Below are 15,246 nucleotides of genomic sequence, written 5' to 3' on the forward strand. Positions count from 1 at the left end.
AGTGCCGCGACACCTCGTCGACGGTCGGAAAGGGGATCCGGACCGCGCCGGGAGGGGTGGAGGTCCCCCTCCCGGCGGCGGTCCACGGCTCGGTCACGAAGGGCCGCCGCTCTCCGGCCGCCAGAGGGGCTGCTCGGGCCGGTGCCCTTCGCCGGTGCTGCGGGGCCTGGCCGTGACCACCGGTCCGGCCTCCGGCGCGGCGGAACCGCCGTCGCCCGCACGACCGTCGTCGCCTTCCCGCCCGTCGTCATCCCCGCGCCCGGCGGTCGCGGCCGTCGGCCTCACCGCCGTCACCAGGGCGGCGGACAGGGCCACCAGCGTGAGCACCTGCGCCAGGCCGCTGAACGCACCTTCCCCGTCGGCGACCGGCTCCCCGGCGCCGAGGGCCGCGACGAGTCCGGCGCCGGCCATCGCCACCGCCGCTGTCGGCACCAGCACGCCCGGCCGGAGCCGCGCCGCCACGGCGAGTACGGGGACGATCAGGGCCCACGGCCCCGCCACCACCGCGACGACCGCGGTCAGCGCGAGCGTTCCGAGGAGCATCCCCGGGGCCGCAGGTGCGGGCAGCTTCTCCTCGGCGGCGCCACCGTCGTCGCGCCGGCGGCCCACGAAGGCCAGGGCGGCCAGGGCGACGAGCGCGAACGCACCGCCGATCAGAGCTGCTCGGTACGAACCGGAGGGCTCGAACTCCATGGTCACCGTGCCGGACGCGCCGGCCGGGATCACCCAGGCCTGCTGCCAGCCGTCGAGGCGCACCGACTCGAGCTCCGTGCCGTCGAGGGTGGCCTTCCAGCCGTCGTTGGCGTTCTCGTAGGTCCGCAGGTAGGCGGCCTCGCCATCGCCCGCAGAGACCGAGACGGTCCGGCTGTCGTCGGCCCACCTGGTGACGGTGGCCTCACGCCCCGCCGCTCCCGCCAGTGCCTGCGGGGTGCCGCGGGTCAGGGTGACGTCGGTGATCGTCAGCGGGCCGGCGTCAGCCGCCTCCACCTCGTGATCGCCGGACGGCAGCTCCAGCGTGCCGTCCTTCTCCTCGCCCGCGCACAGGGTGACGGTGACGGGGCGCCGCTCGGTGAGGTCCCGGACGAGTCCGGAGGCCTTCGTCTTGTGCAGGACGCCGCCCACGGCGAGGTCGGGGCCCTCGCCGCACGGCAGCGAGAAGCGCGCGGACGGCTTCGGCCGCGGCACCCGCAGATCGGCCAGGGCGGGGACGTGTACCTCGCTCAGCCCGACGGGGAGCTGCACCTGCGCGTTCGCCACCGGGTTGTGGACGGTGAGCGGCGCGACCCGGGTGATGGTGATGTCGAGCCGGTTCGTCTCGATCTCCGGGAAGCGGACCCGGCCGTTCTCGTCCACGTCGGCCACCGCGGCACCGTGCGGGGAGCTGATCATCACCTGCTCGGGCCGGGTGGACACCCCGCCCGCCGGCGCGAGGATGACCTCGTCGATCTTCTTCATGCCGGGCCAGCTCAGGTGGACGACCGGTCGGTCGCCCGCGATCCAGGCGGTCGTCAGATCACCGTCGACCAGGTTGCGGGCGCCGAGCGACGTGCCGTTGCGGCTGGTGGAGTCCACGGCGGCCGTCAGCCGGTTCTTCGATCCGGGGGCCGTACGGTCGAGCAGTTCGTCCAGCGCGCCGCCGGGCAGGGCGACGGCTCGCGCCGACACCCGGTACTCGCCCGACTCCTCGGTGCTGAACTGCCGGTGCAGTCCCACCTCGGCCGAGGCGGGCGACAGGCCGCCCGCGTCGGTACCGCGGTGCAGGGAGTACACGGTCGCCGCCGCGTCGGTCTGCTCCGCGTCGGCGGGCAGCACCAGCATGCGCGTCACCTGCACGCCCGGGATCGAGACCTCGGAGAATCCGGCCCCGGAGAGGCTCGGACGCGCCTGCTGCGCGGCGAGGACGGTGATCTTCATCCAGGAGGCCTCGCCGGCGGGAGCCTTGACGGTCTGCGGCAGGCCGTTCGTCTGCAGGGGGCTGTCGGCCGAACCGCGGTCGGTCTCGATCCGCACCTGCGTGGGCGCCGCGCGCATCGCGTCGCCCGGCAGGGGCGTCAGCTGGAGGGAGGCCGGGATGTCGGTCGGCCGGGAGAAGACCACCCGGAGCCACTGTCCGACCGGCTTGCCCAGGGTGCCCTCGGCCCACGCGGTGTCCCGGTTGCCGTCGAAGGCGTTGACCGGGTCGTACTGCGGCAGGTGGAACAGCCAGTTGCCGCTGCTGGAGGCCGTCACGGACTCGGCGCCGCGCAGCACGGCCGTCGTCTGGTGTTCGGTGCCCTCCGACGGCAGGATCTGCTTGGGCTCCTCACCCGGGTTCTGCATGCTGCCGGAGTGGTTCCGCTCGTCCGCGGTGTAGGTGTACGAGGTGTTGTTGTTGACCAGGCCGAACCGGGTGTCGGCGCGGCGCAGCCCGTCCGCGACCGCCTTCACCGGTGCGAGGACACCCTTGGGAAGCCTGTCCCCGGCCAGTACGGCCGGTCGCCCGGCCATCGAGGGATCGGCGGACAGCTGGAGCAGCGACTCGGGTCCGCCACTGACCACGGCCGTGTCGGCCACGGCCGAGACACCGACCCTGCCGGGCCGCCCGCCCTGGCCCTGCGGCTCGTAGATCTCGACGGCCTGGAGCCGCGCGTAGAGCCCCTGCACCTGGAGCGGGGTGTCGGCGGCGATGCGTCCACCGGTCATCAGCGGGCCGAACCCGGTGACCTTGCGGTAGCCGGACGACTCCAGGGTCCGCTTCACCGTCTGCGGCGGAACGTAGCCGATCTGGTCGGGGTCGAGGTCGTTGCGGACGACGACCGCGTGCATGCCGGCCCGTACGAGGTACTCCCGGAGGCCCGGAACCTCGGCGCCGGACAGCAGCGCCTGCTCGACGGCGTCCGTCATACGGCGTGCTCCGGGAGTGCCGAAGGGGACGAAGTCCCGCTGCGCCCAGGGGGTCTCGGCCAGCACGTCGAAGGGCTGGTCGATGGGGGAACCCCAGGTGTAGATGCCGTGCGCGGTCGCCGGGACGACGAGCGCCCGGCTGTCGGGGGCGTTGTCCTTGAGCCAGCCGGCGGCCTTCTCCCAGTGGGTGGGCAGCTTGGTGAACGCCCCGGGCTGGAGGATCGAGCCGTTGACGTACGGGAGCGCGAGACCCGGCAGGACGAGGACCGCCGCGGTCACGGGCACCCAGCGGCGGCCGTGGAAGGCGCGGAGGGCGCGCGAACCCCTGTTCGCGGACAGCACGGCGGTCAGATGGGTCAGTCCGAGGACGAGCGCGAGGGCGAGTCCCGGCTGGAACTTGTAGATGTTGCGGAACGGCTTCAACGGTCCGTTCAGCCAGTCCTGGACGGCGCCGTGGAACGGACCGCCGACGGCTCCGCCGTATCCGGCGAGCGCGATCAGGACGACGGCGAGGACGGTCAGCAGCAGCCAGCGGCGCTCCGGCAGGTCCCGCCGGGCCAGGCCGGCCAGGCCGAGGGCCGCGGCGAACGCCGAACCGAGCACGGCGATGACGGAGGTCGCGACGGTCCAGCCGGCCGGCAGCCACGCCTCACCGAAGTTCAGGTAGGCCACCCAGTTGCCGGCGCCGCGCAGCAGCTCGGTCGCGGACATGGTGGCGGTGGTGGTGTCGGCCTGCTCGACGTACGGCATGAAGTTCTCGCCGTACATGCCGAGCAGGAGCAGCGGCACCACCCACCACACGGTGGCGAGGACGACGCCCGGTATCCACCAGGTGAGCAGCGCGCGCCGGCGCGGGCCGGGCGGGCGGCTGAGGAGGTACAGGCCGACGGGCAGCAGCGCGGCCAGGGTCGAGGCGGCGTTCACGCCCCCCATGAAGGGGATCAGCAGGGCCGAACGGGCGGCGGCCTTCCGGGGGCTCAGCTCCGCGGAGGTCAGCGGCAGCAGCACCCAGGGCAGCAGGGCGCCGGGCAGCGCGGCGGCGGAGGTCGATCCGATGACGATCGTGAAGGTGGGCCACAGCGCGTAGACCAGGGCGCCGAGGACGCGGGTCCCGGGCGTGCCCACGCGCAGCCGCTCGGCGAGCCTGAGCGCGCCCCAGAAGGCGGCGGTCACGATGATCGAGAGCCAGAGCCGCTCGGCCAGCCAGACCGGCACCTGCACCAGGTCCATGAGCGCGTAGTAGGGAAGTGCCGGGAAGGCGTAGCCGACGTACTGGTTGGCTATGCCGCCGAGGCCGACGTTCCCGTTCCACAGCGAACCGAGGTCGCCGAGGAAGCGCCAGGGGTCGAGGGCGACGCCGAGTTTGGTCTCGAACGTCATCTTGCCGGGTGACACGGCGATGAACGCCACCAGCACGACGGCCCAGAAGCCGAACAGCAGGCGTCGTCCGCGCGGCTCGCCGGACGCGTCCGGCGGCGTCGGCTGCGGCACCCGGGTGGGTGCCTGGACCGTAGTGGTCATGACCGTTCCTCGCTTCGCATGCTCATGGGCTTCGCCTGAGAATCAGCAGCAGATTCCAGGTGGCGATCTCGCGGAGTCCCGGCACCCGGGTGATCGTGCTCGCGAGGAAAGGCCAGTAACGAGACCGCGCTGTCACGACCTGCACGTCGTCGCGACCGCGGACGTGCCGCAGGGTGGGACCGATGTGGACGGCGAAGAGGTTCTCGCCGAGGGTGTGCTTGGCCGGGTGGCCGGTGCGCCGTTCGTAGCGCGCCCGGGCCCGGTCGGCCCCGAGGTAGTGCCACGGCGCGGTCTCGTGGCCTCCCCAGGGCGAGAACCAGTTGGTGAACGACAGGTAGATCAGTCCGCCGGGGCGGGTGACCCGTGCCATCTCGCTGATGAACGTCTGCGGGTCCGACACGTGCTCGAGCACGTTGGACGAGAAGCACACGTCCGCGGCGCCGTCGGCGAGCGGCAGCAGGTATCCGTCGGCGAGGACCGCGTCCTCGGTGGTACGGCCGCGGGCGCTCAGCTCCCGCGGGTCGGGCTCGAAGAGGTAGCTCTGCGCGCCACGGCGGCGGAACTCCTCGGTGAAGTGGCCGCTGCCGCCGCCGACATCGACGACGATCTTGCCGGCCAGGTCGACATGGCGTGCCACCTGTGCGACCGAGTCGCGGGCCAGCAGGGTGTAGCACCGCTCGGGATCGCGGGGTTCGCGCATGAACGCCCGGAAGAGGGCGGCCGATCGCCTCAGCGACGGATCCTTGAATCCGCGGTCCGTGGTCTCAGCCATGGCCGCTCCCACGGCGTCCGGGGGTCGCGGCGCGGGCCGCGGCCTCGGCGGCGACCGCCTGGAACTGACGGACCGTCGCGCTCCAGCGGAAGTGCTGGGCGCGCTGGGCGGCGGCACGCCCCATGGCCGCGCGCCGCTCGGTGCTGAGGGACAGGGTGCACCACGCGGCGGCGAACGCACTCTCGCCCCGGGCGAGCACCCCGGTCTCGCCGTCCTCGATGGAGTCGCGCAGGCCGGGTATGTCGAAGCCGATCGCGGGGGTGGCCCGCGCGGCGGCCTCGGTGACGACGAGCCCCCAGCCCTCGACGAGGGAGGGGTGCAGCAGCAGCCACGCCTCGCACATCAGGCGGTGCTTCTCGGCTTCGGACACCCGGCCGGCGAACGTCACGCCGGGGCCGGCCATCGCTTCGAGCCGTTCCCGTTCGGGGCCGTCGCCCACGATGACGAGTCGGCCACCGGTGACGGGACGCACCCGCTCCCACAGCCGGAGGAGCAGATCGATGCGCTTGTACTCGACCAGCCGGCCGACGGCGAGGAACAGCGGTTCCTTCGCCTCGGGCAGCAGGGGGCCGGGTTCTTCGACACCGTTGTTGACGATCCGGATGCGGTCCGCCGCCACGCCGATGTCGCGCAGCTCGGAGGCGGTCGACTCGGAGACGGCCACCATCAGGTTGTCCCGGTGGATGCCGGTCAGGGCCCAGTGCTCCAGCCTGCGGCCGAGCCGTGCGGCCGGGCCCGGGTAGCGCATCTGCCAGAGATCCGTGTGCACGTGGTTGACCAGGCACAACGTCGCTCCGCGGTGCCACAGCGGGGCCAGGTACGGCATGCCGTTGCACACCTCGACCAGCAGGTCGCAGGTGCCGACCTCACGGGCGAAGGTCGCCTTGGCGCGCGGGAAGTGACTGGCGTCGCCTCCCGCGGAGACCACCCGGTAGCCGCGGGAGGCTGCCGGGCCGCCGCACACGAGCGTGACCTCATGGCCGTCGGTGGTCAGACCGTCGGCTATCCGGTCGATGAGCAGTTCTGAGCCGCCCGCGGCCTGGTTGGCCAGGTCGCGGCGGGCGAGGAAGGTGATCCGACGCGGCGCGGGAGCCCCGAAGGACGGGACGTGGGTCTCGGGGGCGAGCCGGTCGGTGGCGTTGCCGGTGGTACGGGCTTGCACGGGGACGGAACGGGAGTCCTTCTGGCCCGGGGCCAGAGCGGACGAGCGCTGGGGCATAGAGGTGCTCCAACTCGGCGGCTGCGGGTGGAAAACGCATGAGGGTGTGCCGGGCTTCCGGGGATGAAGCGCTGGGCTGGCAGGTACTGCGGGTGGGTCGGGCACTACGGGTGAGCGGGCGCTACGGGTGGTCGGGCACTGCGGCCGCGGTGGCGGGCTGCCGGGGACGGCAGCCGACACAGAAGGAAACGTTTGTCTTACCGCGGGGTAACATCAGTGTTCGTTCAAGGATTCGTTCCGGCTACTCACGCCTATGACAATTTCGGGACTTCTGGCGACCCCGTTTCACTCACTCAGTTGAGTGTTCGGCCCGCCGGGGGCCGCGAATCAGCAGTACGGCACCGGCGACGGCGAGCAGACCGCCCACGAGGCCGCCCACGACGGGCGCGGTCTCACCGAGCAGCTTCAGCCGGCTGCTGTCCGCGGAGGCCAGCTCGGCCTGCTCACGCCGGGTCTGCTCCGTGAACTCCAGCCCCTCGCTGGCCAGCAGCGTGACCGCGTCCTTCGGTGAACCCGGGGCCCGCAGCGTCTTCTTCGGCGCGATCAGCGCGTTCGTGATCCGCCCCGTGCGCTGGTCCACGGTCAGCTCGATCCTCGCGTTGGAGTACCACTCCTCCGCCAGCACCTGGCCCGGCTTCGAGCTGCCCACCAGCACGCCGGGCACCAGCCGGGTACCGGTCTGGGTGGCCTTGACGCTCCCGGCGAAGCGGTAGTTCTCGCGCCCGTCGGCCCTGATGACCTCCTGGAACTCCAGCGGCACGGTGGCCCCCAGGGTGCTGTCCCACCAGGAGTAGGCGCGCTTCTCGACGCCGAACGGGAACTTCAGATAGGCCTCGCCCTCGAACGCGGGCTTCTCGTCGCAGCAGCGCACCGGCAGGTTCGTCCGGCGGTCGGTCACCCAGCGTTCGGTGGTCCACTGCAGGGACTTCCGCGGGTCGCCGAGGGCCAGCGACTTCGGCGAGTCGATCTGCGTGGACACGTCCCAGATGGCGTTTCCGCTGCGCTCACCGCCCGCGACGTCTCCCAGCACCCGGCGGGTGATCGTGATCGTCTGGCCTTCCACCGTGGAGACGGACCCGGTGTCGAAGTAGCTGCCCGGCCCGGTGAAGACCGTCGTGGAGTTCACATCGGTCGGTGTGCGCTTGGCACGTGGCTCGACGTACCAGGTCAGCAGCTGGGTGAACACCAGCAGGAAGACTCCGAGACCCAGCAGGATCAGGGAGGAAGGCGATATGGAACGACGCATGCGGGTACTCCGATACGGGCGCGACGTGCGGGGGCTCGTGGGCCGTGTGGGAAGGGGGCACACACACGGGTGCAGCCTGTCCGGGGCAAGGCAAGAATGGATACCCGGCAGTAACAGTGACTGTGGACCGCGAAATTAGGCGGCCCTTGACCATCTGTCAATGCGCCTCCCATACTGGCCGCGCCGGACCGGGCCGGCGCGCTGGGTGACAGACCTCGACGAACGAGAGGCCGATCATCCCCATGCCCAGACTGCTCGCCGCCTTCCTGACCTGCGCCGCCTCCGCCCTCCTGGCCACAGGCGCCGCCTACGGAATCGTCACCGCCCTCGACGCCACACCCGAGCAGCAGAATGTGCCGCTCGTCACGTTCCCCGAACCGCCCGCGGACGGCACGTCCAGCACGGCGGGCTCCGGCGCGGGCTAGGTTGGAACATGCAGCCCACAGCGCGAACACGTAGGGACCCGACACCCGGGAGCGGTGCGGTGGAAGCGTCGTCAGCGTGGCACGACGTGCCACGGGAACGGATCCAGCAGTTCGCCGACCGCGCCCTGGAGCAGGTCCCCGAACTGGCACAGGACATCCTCGCCGCGATCCGGCGGGAGTATCCGGGTCTGGTGCTGCTCCCCGACGAGTCCGGAGAGCCGAAGGCCCTGGTGGCGATCCGGCACGCGCTTGAGCTGTTCGTGGAACAGATGGCCACGGGCTCGGCCCGGCCGCGCACCCTCCCGGAGCTGTTCCGGGACTTCGGGCGCGGCGAGGTCTCGCAGGGGCGCAGCCTGGACTCCCTGCAAGGGATCTACCGGCTGGGCGTGCGCCTCTCCTGGCGGCGCATGGCGGAGATCGGCCAGCAGGCCGACATCCCGCCCTCGGCCATGTACGAACTCGCCGAGTCCGCGTTCGAGTACCTCGACGTCATGGTGGCCCAGTCGGTACGCGGCTACGCCGAGGCCGTCGCCCGCCAGGCCGGGGAACGGCTGCGTCTGCAACGGCTCCTCGTCGACCTCCTGCTCACCGAGCACCGCACGGATCCGTCCGCCCTGATCGCCGACCGCGCGGCCGGCCTGGGCTGGCAGCTACCGGGGAAGGTCGCGGTAGCGGTGCTGCTCCGCCCTGCCCAGGAGGCCGTCGCTCCCGCCGTGGGGGACGAGATGCTGCTCGACATGGAGGGCGCGCAGCCCCGTCTGGTCGTACCGGACCCGGACGCCCCCGGACGGGCGGAGCTGCTGCACCGGGCGGTGGCCGGCTGGTCCGGGGCGATCGGCCCGTCGGTACCGCTGACGGAGGCCGCCACGTCACTGCGCTGGGCCGAGGCCGCCGTCCGGATGATCGAGCAGGGTCTGCTGCCCCGGGGGCGGGTCCTGCACTGCGGCGAGCACGTCGAAGCCCTGGTGCTGCTGCCCGCCGGTGAGCTGATCGACGATCTCGCGCGGCGGCGGCTCGCGCGGCTCGACGAGGCCGGCGGCCCGGCGCACGCCCACCGGCTCGCCGAGACCCTGCTCGCCTGGCTGGAGACGCGGGGTGGCGCCCCCGAGGTGGCCGCCCGGCTCGGGGTCCATCCGCAGACCGTGCGCTACCGGTTGAGGCAGCTCCGTGAGCTGTGGGGTGACGACCTGGACGACCCGGACCGCCGCTTCGAACTGGAACTGGCGCTCCGCACCCGGCGGCTGCGCGGAGATCTCGCCCCACCGCCCGACTGACCCCCGGGCGGTGGCCGTCAGGTGTGGTTGACCGGGAGGACGTCCGGGGACAGCGCGCCGGCGCGGGACGAGGCCGAGGTCATGCGGCGGCGGTGATGGCGGCGGCAGAGGACCTCGTAACCGACCTGCCCCGACGGCCGGTTCACGTCCCCGACCACGACCTGCTCACCCTCGACGACCATCTCCCCGTCCACCGTACGGGCGTTGTGCGTGGCCCGTGCACCGCACCAGCACAGCGCCTCGACCTGGAGCTGCTCTATCCGGTCCGCCAGCTCGATCAGCCGTTGCGAGCCGGGGAAGAGCTTCGTCCGGAAGTCGGTGGTGATGCCGAAGGCGAAGACGTCCAGGCCGAGGTCGTCGACGATACGGGCGAGCTGGTCGATCTGTTCCGGCCCGAGGAACTGCGCCTCGTCCACGATCACGTAGTCGGCCTTGCCGCCCTGGGAGAGCTGGCCCACCAGGTAGGCGTACAGGTCCATGCCCTCGCCGGCCTCGACCGCCTCCGTGACGAGGCCGAGCCGGGAGGAGAGCTTGCCCTCGCCCGCCCTGTCGTCACGGGTGAAGATCACGCCTTGAAGCCCGCGAGCCGACCGGTTGTGCCCGATCTGAAGTGCCAATGTGCTCTTCCCGCAGTCCATGGTTCCGGAGAAGAAGACCAGCTCGGGCATGACGGGTCGGGACCTTTCGGGTCGTGGGAGGGGAGGACGGGGAACGGTGCTCAGGAACGGACTTCGAGCAGCGGGACGAGCTGCTCCGCGGGGGTCATCGACCCGTGCATGCCGACCATCGCGGACTCGTGGGGCTCGTTGACGGAGGCGGTGATCGCCACGTCGTCGTGGGCCGCGGCGACGACGTCACCGATCCGGCCGTACACCCGCTCGTCGATCTCGTCGCCGAACCAGCCCAGGGAGATGGCCTCGTCGCGGCTCGCCACCCAGAACTGCTCACCGATCACCTCGCGCCAGCAGGTGAGGACGTCCGCCTCCGCGCCGGGCACGGCGTAGACGTGGCGGGCCCGCCCCTCGCCGCCGAGGAGGGCGACGCCCGCGCGCAGCTCCCAGTCCTCGTCGAAGTCGATGCGGTGCTGCTCGTCGAAGGGGATGTCGACCATGCCGTGGTCCGCCGTGACGTACAGGGCGGAGCGGGGCGGCAGCTGCTCGGCGAGCCGCTGCACGAGCCGGTCGACGAACATCAGCTGACCGCGCCAGGCGTCGGAGTCGATGCCGAAGCGGTGTCCGGCGCCGTCGAGTTCGCTGTAGTACGTGTAGACGAGCGAGCGGTCACCAGCGGCGAGCTGCTCGGCCGAGAAGTCCATGCGCTCCTCGCCGGAGAGCCGCCCGTGGAACGCTCCGCCGCTGAGCGCGACCTTGGTGAGCGGGGTCTGCTCGAAGATCGGGGAGGACACCTGGGCGGTGTGGATCCCGGCCTCGTGCGCGAGCTGGAAGACGGTGGGGTACGGCTGCCAGACGTGCGGCGCCGTCCAGGGCTTCCAGCGCAGCTGGTTCATCAGCAGGCCGGTCGCGGGATCGCGCACGGTGTAGCCGGGCAGCCCGTGCGTACCGGGGTAGCGGCCGGTGCCGACGGAGGCCAGCGAGGTCGCCGTGGTGGCGGGGAAGCCGGCGGTGACGGGGCGGCCGGTGCCGCCGCGCGAGGAGCCGAGGAGCGAGGTCAGATAGGGGGCCTCGTCCGGGTGGGCCTTGATCTGCTCCCAGCCGAGCCCGTCGATCAGGAACAGGCAGTTCCGGTCGGCCGGGGCCAGCTCCGCGATCCGGGGCGTGAAACCGGGCACGCCCTGGCCGGCGACGAGCGTCGGCAGCAGGTCGGCGAGGGAGCCGGAGGTGTACTCGGGGACCGGGGCGGTCACCGGGGCGAGCGGGACCGGATCGTCGGGCCAGCCGTGGTTCGCTACGGCGGGCTGCACCATCAGCGGGCGGGGGCGGCGGTGGCCGCGATGGCTTCGGAGAGGGCCTGGGCGAAGACGAGGGTCTGCCGGACGGTGTCCGGTCCGTCCCCGGCCTCGCTGACGCGCAGGCTGAGGTCGTCGGCGGTGGCGTTGCCCGTGTAGCCGTGGTCGGCGTCGCAGTTGGAGTCGCCGCAGGCGGCGGGCTCCAGGTCGATCCGGGAGACGGCACCCCAGCCGATGGTGAGGACCACCTCGCGGGGCAGCGTGCCCGGCGTGTACGACTCCGGGTTGGCGACCACGCGGCTGACGACGACGGACGAGATCCGGTCGAGCTTCACGGACTCGGTGGACGTCGTGGCGTACGGGGTCGGGGAGCTGGTGTCGGCGGCCTGCTCGTCGGTGTGGCTGACGATGAAGCGGTGCGGCGTCAGGACGAGGACGGTGACGTGGCGCCGGACCTCGTTCGCGTCGAAGGTGGTCTCCTGGTGCACCACGTACGACGCGACGGCCTCGCCGCCGACAGCGGCCTCCACCGCCTCGGCCACGAGGGCCGGGTAGTAGCCGCTGCGCTCGATCGCCGCGCGCAGCCCCTGGGTCGTCGTACCGGTCTTCGCCATGGACTCCATCCTAATCCGTATGTAAGGACGGCTTGGCCGATTGCGAGGGGGCCGGGCCGTTCGAGAGCGCCGGGGCTGTGACATCGGACTCCATCCGGGCCGGTGACGCCTTTCCGTAGACCGTCGTGCGGGGCCCGTGGGCGGAGTGCCGGAGCACGGACCTTCCCTGACAGGACGGCGGCGGCGCCCGCGCAGATCCTCGCCAGTTCCAGCCCCGGGGCCGGCTCCTGGCTGTGGGCCTGGGCGAACGAGAGCATCCTCCCGGACATGAGCCGCGACGCCCGCGGGGTGCGGCACCTAGTCCCGGCCGGGAAGCCGGGGCCCCAGGCGCTTCAGTAGCTCGGCAGGCTGCGCGGCCCGAGGTCGGTGCGGGGTGCAGGCGGGGCAAGCCGGACGGTGGCGCCGAGGACGGAGAGGCCGCGTGGTGCCACGACCACCGGCTCCAGGGAGACGGCGACCACCTCGGGATGGTCGTCGACGAGCCGGGAGACCCGGAGGAGGACTTCCTCCAGGGCCGGGGTGTCGACGGGGGCCGAGCCGCGCCAGCCGAAGAGCAGCGGGGCGGTACGGAGGGAACGGACGAGTTCGGCGACGTCCCGGTCCGTGGCCGGAACCAGGCGGTGGGTGGTGTCGCCGAGCAGCTCGGACGCGGCGCCGGAGAGGCCGAAGGAGAGGACGGCGCCGACGGCCGGGTCGATGGCGGACCGTACGACCGTGTCGACGCCCCTCGGCACCATGGCCTGCACGACCGGCTGGAGCTCCTCGGGCTTGCCGAGGACCTCGGTCAGCTCGGCGTACGCCGTGCGCAGCTGTTCCTCGGACGCCAGGTCGAGCCGTACGCCACCGAGGTCGGGGCGGTGGCGGAGGTGCGGCGCGGTCGTCTTGAGGGCGACCGGGTAGCCGAGCCGGCCGGCGGCCGCGACGGCGGCGTCGGGCGTGGGCGCGGGCAGGGTCGGCAGGACGGCGATCCCGTACCGCGCGAGCAGCTCTCCCGCCTGCGCGGTGTCGAGGGTCACCCCCCGGGGGTCGGCCTCCTCGCCGCCGAGCACCCGCTCGATGAGCGCGGCGGCCCCTGCCTCGTCGATGTCCTCGTACTCGGGTACGCGTCCGGGCTCGGCCGCCAGCCGCCGCCACTGCCCGTACCGCACGGCTTCGGCCAGCGCCCGCACGGCCCGCTCGGCGGCGGGGTAGGCGGGGATGGTGAGGGTGGTGGGGCTTGTGGGGGCGGTGGGGCTTGTCGTGGCTCCGGTGCCCCCGGTGCCGACCGTTTCGGCTGCGCCCGCGGCTCCGTGCGCCGTTCCCGGCCGGGGCTCGGCCGGGAGCGCCGCAGGGCTGCTCTGTGCCTCCGTTCCCGTGGGCCGGAGTCCGGCCCCCGGCCCCGTACCGACGCCGCCCCCTCCCTTCCCCTGCGCCGCCGGTCGCGTGCTCGTCGCGATCGCGAGGGCCTCCGCGAGGCCGCCCATCTCCACGTGCACGACGACGACCGGCTTCGTCGGGGCCTGGGCCGAGGCGACCGCCTCGCGGAGGGAGGCGGCGAGGACCTCCCCGTCGCCGAACTCGGTGGCGCCGTTCTCGCCGACCCAGGGGATCGCGTTGACGACGACCGCGTCGGAGGTCTCGTCCGCGAGCGCCGCCGCCAGCGCGTCCCGGAAGTCCGCCGGTTCCGCCGCCGTCGTCAGGTCGAGCGGCCGCAACGGGCGCAGCCCCTCCGTCAGACAGGCGTCGTACGTGAGGAGGCCGAGCGACTCGGAGTTGCCGAGGATCGCGACCCGGGGCCCGGCCGGCAGTGGCTGGGCGGCCAGGAGCAGCCCCGCGTCCACGAGTTCGGTGACCGTGTCGACGCGGATGACCCCGGCCTGGCGGAGCAGGGCCGAGACCGTGGCGTGCGGGATGCGGGTGACCGGCACCCGGTGGCCGGGCGGGGCGCTGCCGCTGTGCCGGGCGCCCTTGACGACGACGACCGGCTTGACGGCGGCGGTGCGGCGGGCCAGCCGGGTGAACTTCCGGGGGTTGCCGATCGACTCCAGGTAGAGGAGGACGACATCGGTCCCGGGGTCGTCGTACCAGTGCTGGAGGAAGTCGTTGCCGGAGACGTCGGCGCGGTTGCCGGCCGAGATGAAGGAGGACAGGCCCGCGCCCCGCCGGTGCAGACCGGCGAGGAGGGCGATGCCGATCGCGCCGGACTGGGTGAAGAGTCCGATGCGCCCGGCGGCCGGCATCTGCGGTGCGAGGGAGGCGTTGAGCGAGACGTCGGCGGCGGTGTTGATGATCCCGAAGGCGTTGGGGCCGATGATCCGCATCCCGTACGAGCGAGCCTGACGGACGAGCTGGCGCTGCCTCTCGCGGCCGTCGGCCCCGCTCTCCGCGTATCCGGCGGAGAGGACGACGAGGCCCCGTACGCCGTGCTCGCCGCAGTCCGCGACGGCCTCCGGCACCCGTTCGGCGGGGACGGCGACGATCGCGAGGTCGACGGTCTGCCCGATGGCGCCGACGGAGGGGTACGCGGGGACTCCGTCGAACTCCGCGGCCGCGCCGTCGCCGCCGGCGCTCCCGGCGAGCGCGGCGTTGACCGCGTACACGCGTCCGCTGAAGCCGGCCCCGAGGAGGTTGCGGAGGACCGTGCGGCCGACACCGCCGGCGGCGCGCCCGGCTCCGACGACGGCGACCGACCGGGGGGTCAGGAGGCGTTGCACGGAGCGCGCTTCGGCCCGCTGCTCCCGTGCGCGCTGGACGGCGAGGGAGCGGTCGGTGGGTTCGAGGTCGAGGTGGAGCCGAACGGACCCGTCCTCGAAGCTGCGCTTCTGGGTGTAGCCCGCGTCCGTGAAGACTTTGATCATCTTGGTGTTGGCGGGCAGGACCTCGGCGGCGAAGCGCCGGATGTCCCGCTCCCGCGCGACCGCCGCGATGTGTTCGAGCAGGGCGGAGGCGACCCCGCGTCCCTGGTGGGCGTCCTGGACGAGGAAGGCGACCTCGGCCTCGTCGGCCGGCGCGGAGGCGGGCAGTCCGCGCTCGTTGATGCGGTCGTAGCGGACGGTGGCGATGAACTCGCCGCCCACCGTCGCCGCGAGTCCGACCCGGTCCACGAAGTCGTGGTGGGTGAAACGGTGGACGTCCTTGGCGGAGAGCCGGGGGTAGGGGGCGAAGAAGCGGTAGTACTTCGACTCGTCCGAGACCTGCTCGTAGAAGCTGACGAGGCGGTCGGCGTCGTCGGCGGTGATGGGCCTGATGCGCGCGGTGCCGCCGTCGCGGAGCACCACGTCCGCTTCCCAGTGGTCGGGGTAGTCGTGGTCCGGTGGTACCGGACGCGCCGGTCGTGCCGGGTGTTCCGCCGCTTCCGACTGCTCCGACGCGCTCTGCATGGGGCCAGCCTACGGCCGCGACACGGC

General features: G+C 72.8%; 11 protein-coding genes. 3 read left to right on the forward strand and 8 right to left on the reverse strand.

Going from position 1 to position 15,246, the window contains the following annotated elements:
• Positions 1-93: 93 nt before the first annotated feature.
• From ABT034_RS16995 to pgfA, 4 genes are all read right to left on the reverse strand, one after another.
• Positions 94-4,404 carry an alpha-(1->3)-arabinofuranosyltransferase domain-containing protein gene (locus ABT034_RS16995; RefSeq protein WP_351215819.1) on the reverse strand — a complete coding sequence of 1,437 codons (4,311 nt, stop codon included), beginning with the start codon at positions 4,402-4,404 and terminating at the stop codon, positions 94-96.
• Positions 4,405-4,426: 22 nt separating this feature from the next.
• Positions 4,427-5,176: a class I SAM-dependent methyltransferase gene (locus ABT034_RS17000; RefSeq protein WP_351215821.1), complete on the reverse strand. Its 750-nt coding sequence runs from the start codon at positions 5,174-5,176 to the stop codon at positions 4,427-4,429.
• The gene (locus tag ABT034_RS17005; RefSeq protein WP_351215823.1) at positions 5,169-6,395 is read right to left on the reverse strand and encodes a glycosyltransferase family 4 protein; all 1,227 of its coding nucleotides are present in this window, start codon (positions 6,393-6,395) and stop codon (positions 5,169-5,171) included. The genes ABT034_RS17000 and ABT034_RS17005 overlap by 8 nt, the downstream gene beginning before the upstream one ends.
• A gap of 289 nt (positions 6,396-6,684) precedes the next feature.
• Positions 6,685-7,641, reverse strand: a complete 957-nt coding sequence (gene pgfA / locus ABT034_RS17010) for a cell envelope lipid trafficking protein PgfA (RefSeq protein ID WP_351215825.1) — start codon at positions 7,639-7,641, stop codon at positions 6,685-6,687.
• A 242-nt stretch (positions 7,642-7,883) separates the two neighbouring features.
• Here pgfA and ABT034_RS17015 point away from each other — a divergent pair, with 242 nt between their 5' ends.
• Complete coding sequence (locus ABT034_RS17015; protein ID WP_351215827.1) at positions 7,884-8,066, forward strand: hypothetical protein; 183 nt, start codon at positions 7,884-7,886, stop codon at positions 8,064-8,066.
• A gap of 8 nt (positions 8,067-8,074) precedes the next feature.
• Complete coding sequence (locus ABT034_RS17020) at positions 8,075-9,340, forward strand: PucR family transcriptional regulator (RefSeq protein ID WP_502972956.1); 1,266 nt, start codon at positions 8,075-8,077, stop codon at positions 9,338-9,340.
• A gap of 17 nt (positions 9,341-9,357) precedes the next feature.
• On the opposite strand, the gene ABT034_RS17025 is transcribed toward ABT034_RS17020, so the two are convergent.
• Genes ABT034_RS17025 through ABT034_RS17035 form a run of 3 tightly spaced genes read right to left on the reverse strand, consistent with a single transcriptional unit; the run spans position 9,358 to position 11,860 of the window.
• A complete protein-coding gene (locus ABT034_RS17025) occupies positions 9,358-10,008 on the reverse strand; it encodes a thymidine kinase (protein WP_351215831.1) in 651 nt (216 codons plus the stop codon).
• A 50-nt stretch (positions 10,009-10,058) separates the two neighbouring features.
• On the reverse strand, positions 10,059-11,264 hold the full coding sequence (locus ABT034_RS17030; protein ID WP_351215833.1) for an alkaline phosphatase family protein: 1,206 nt from the start codon (positions 11,262-11,264) through the stop codon (positions 10,059-10,061).
• Entirely contained in the window at positions 11,264-11,860 is a 597-nt protein-coding gene (locus ABT034_RS17035) for a DUF5998 family protein (protein ID WP_351215835.1), read from the reverse strand. The genes ABT034_RS17030 and ABT034_RS17035 overlap by 1 nt, the downstream gene beginning before the upstream one ends.
• Before the next feature lie 102 nt (positions 11,861-11,962).
• Between ABT034_RS17035 and ABT034_RS17040 the strand changes: the two genes are divergently transcribed.
• Positions 11,963-12,199, forward strand: a complete 237-nt coding sequence (locus tag ABT034_RS17040; protein ID WP_351215837.1) for a DUF6882 domain-containing protein — start codon at positions 11,963-11,965, stop codon at positions 12,197-12,199.
• Here ABT034_RS17040 and ABT034_RS17045 read toward each other — a convergent pair.
• Entirely contained in the window at positions 12,193-15,219 is a 3,027-nt protein-coding gene (locus ABT034_RS17045; RefSeq protein WP_351215839.1) for a bifunctional acetate--CoA ligase family protein/GNAT family N-acetyltransferase, read from the reverse strand. The genes ABT034_RS17040 and ABT034_RS17045 overlap by 7 nt on opposite strands.
• Between the last annotated feature and the right edge of the window lie 27 nt (positions 15,220-15,246).

This window comes from Streptomyces sp. NPDC002773 (assembly GCF_040295605.1).
GTDB lineage: Bacteria > Actinomycetota > Actinomycetes > Streptomycetales > Streptomycetaceae > Streptomyces.

Bases quoted from the DNA above. Each gene is read 5' to 3' on its own strand.
- ABT034_RS16995 (WP_351215819.1), bottom strand. From the start codon at position 4,404: ATGACCACTACGGTCCAGGCACCCACCCGGGTGCCGCAGCCGACGCCG.
- ABT034_RS17000 (WP_351215821.1), bottom strand. From the start codon at position 5,176: ATGGCTGAGACCACGGACCGCGGATTCAAGGATCCGTCGCTGAGGCGA.
- ABT034_RS17005 (WP_351215823.1), bottom strand. From the start codon at position 6,395: ATGCCCCAGCGCTCGTCCGCTCTGGCCCCGGGCCAGAAGGACTCCCGT.
- pgfA (WP_351215825.1), bottom strand. From the start codon at position 7,641: ATGCGTCGTTCCATATCGCCTTCCTCCCTGATCCTGCTGGGTCTCGGA.
- ABT034_RS17015 (WP_351215827.1), top strand. From the start codon at position 7,884: ATGCCCAGACTGCTCGCCGCCTTCCTGACCTGCGCCGCCTCCGCCCTC.
- ABT034_RS17020 (WP_502972956.1), top strand. From the start codon at position 8,075: ATGCAGCCCACAGCGCGAACACGTAGGGACCCGACACCCGGGAGCGGT.
- ABT034_RS17025 (WP_351215831.1), bottom strand. From the start codon at position 10,008: ATGCCCGAGCTGGTCTTCTTCTCCGGAACCATGGACTGCGGGAAGAGC.
- ABT034_RS17030 (WP_351215833.1), bottom strand. From the start codon at position 11,264: ATGGTGCAGCCCGCCGTAGCGAACCACGGCTGGCCCGACGATCCGGTC.
- ABT034_RS17035 (WP_351215835.1), bottom strand. From the start codon at position 11,860: ATGGCGAAGACCGGTACGACGACCCAGGGGCTGCGCGCGGCGATCGAG.
- ABT034_RS17045 (WP_351215839.1), bottom strand. From the start codon at position 15,219: ATGCAGAGCGCGTCGGAGCAGTCGGAAGCGGCGGAACACCCGGCACGA.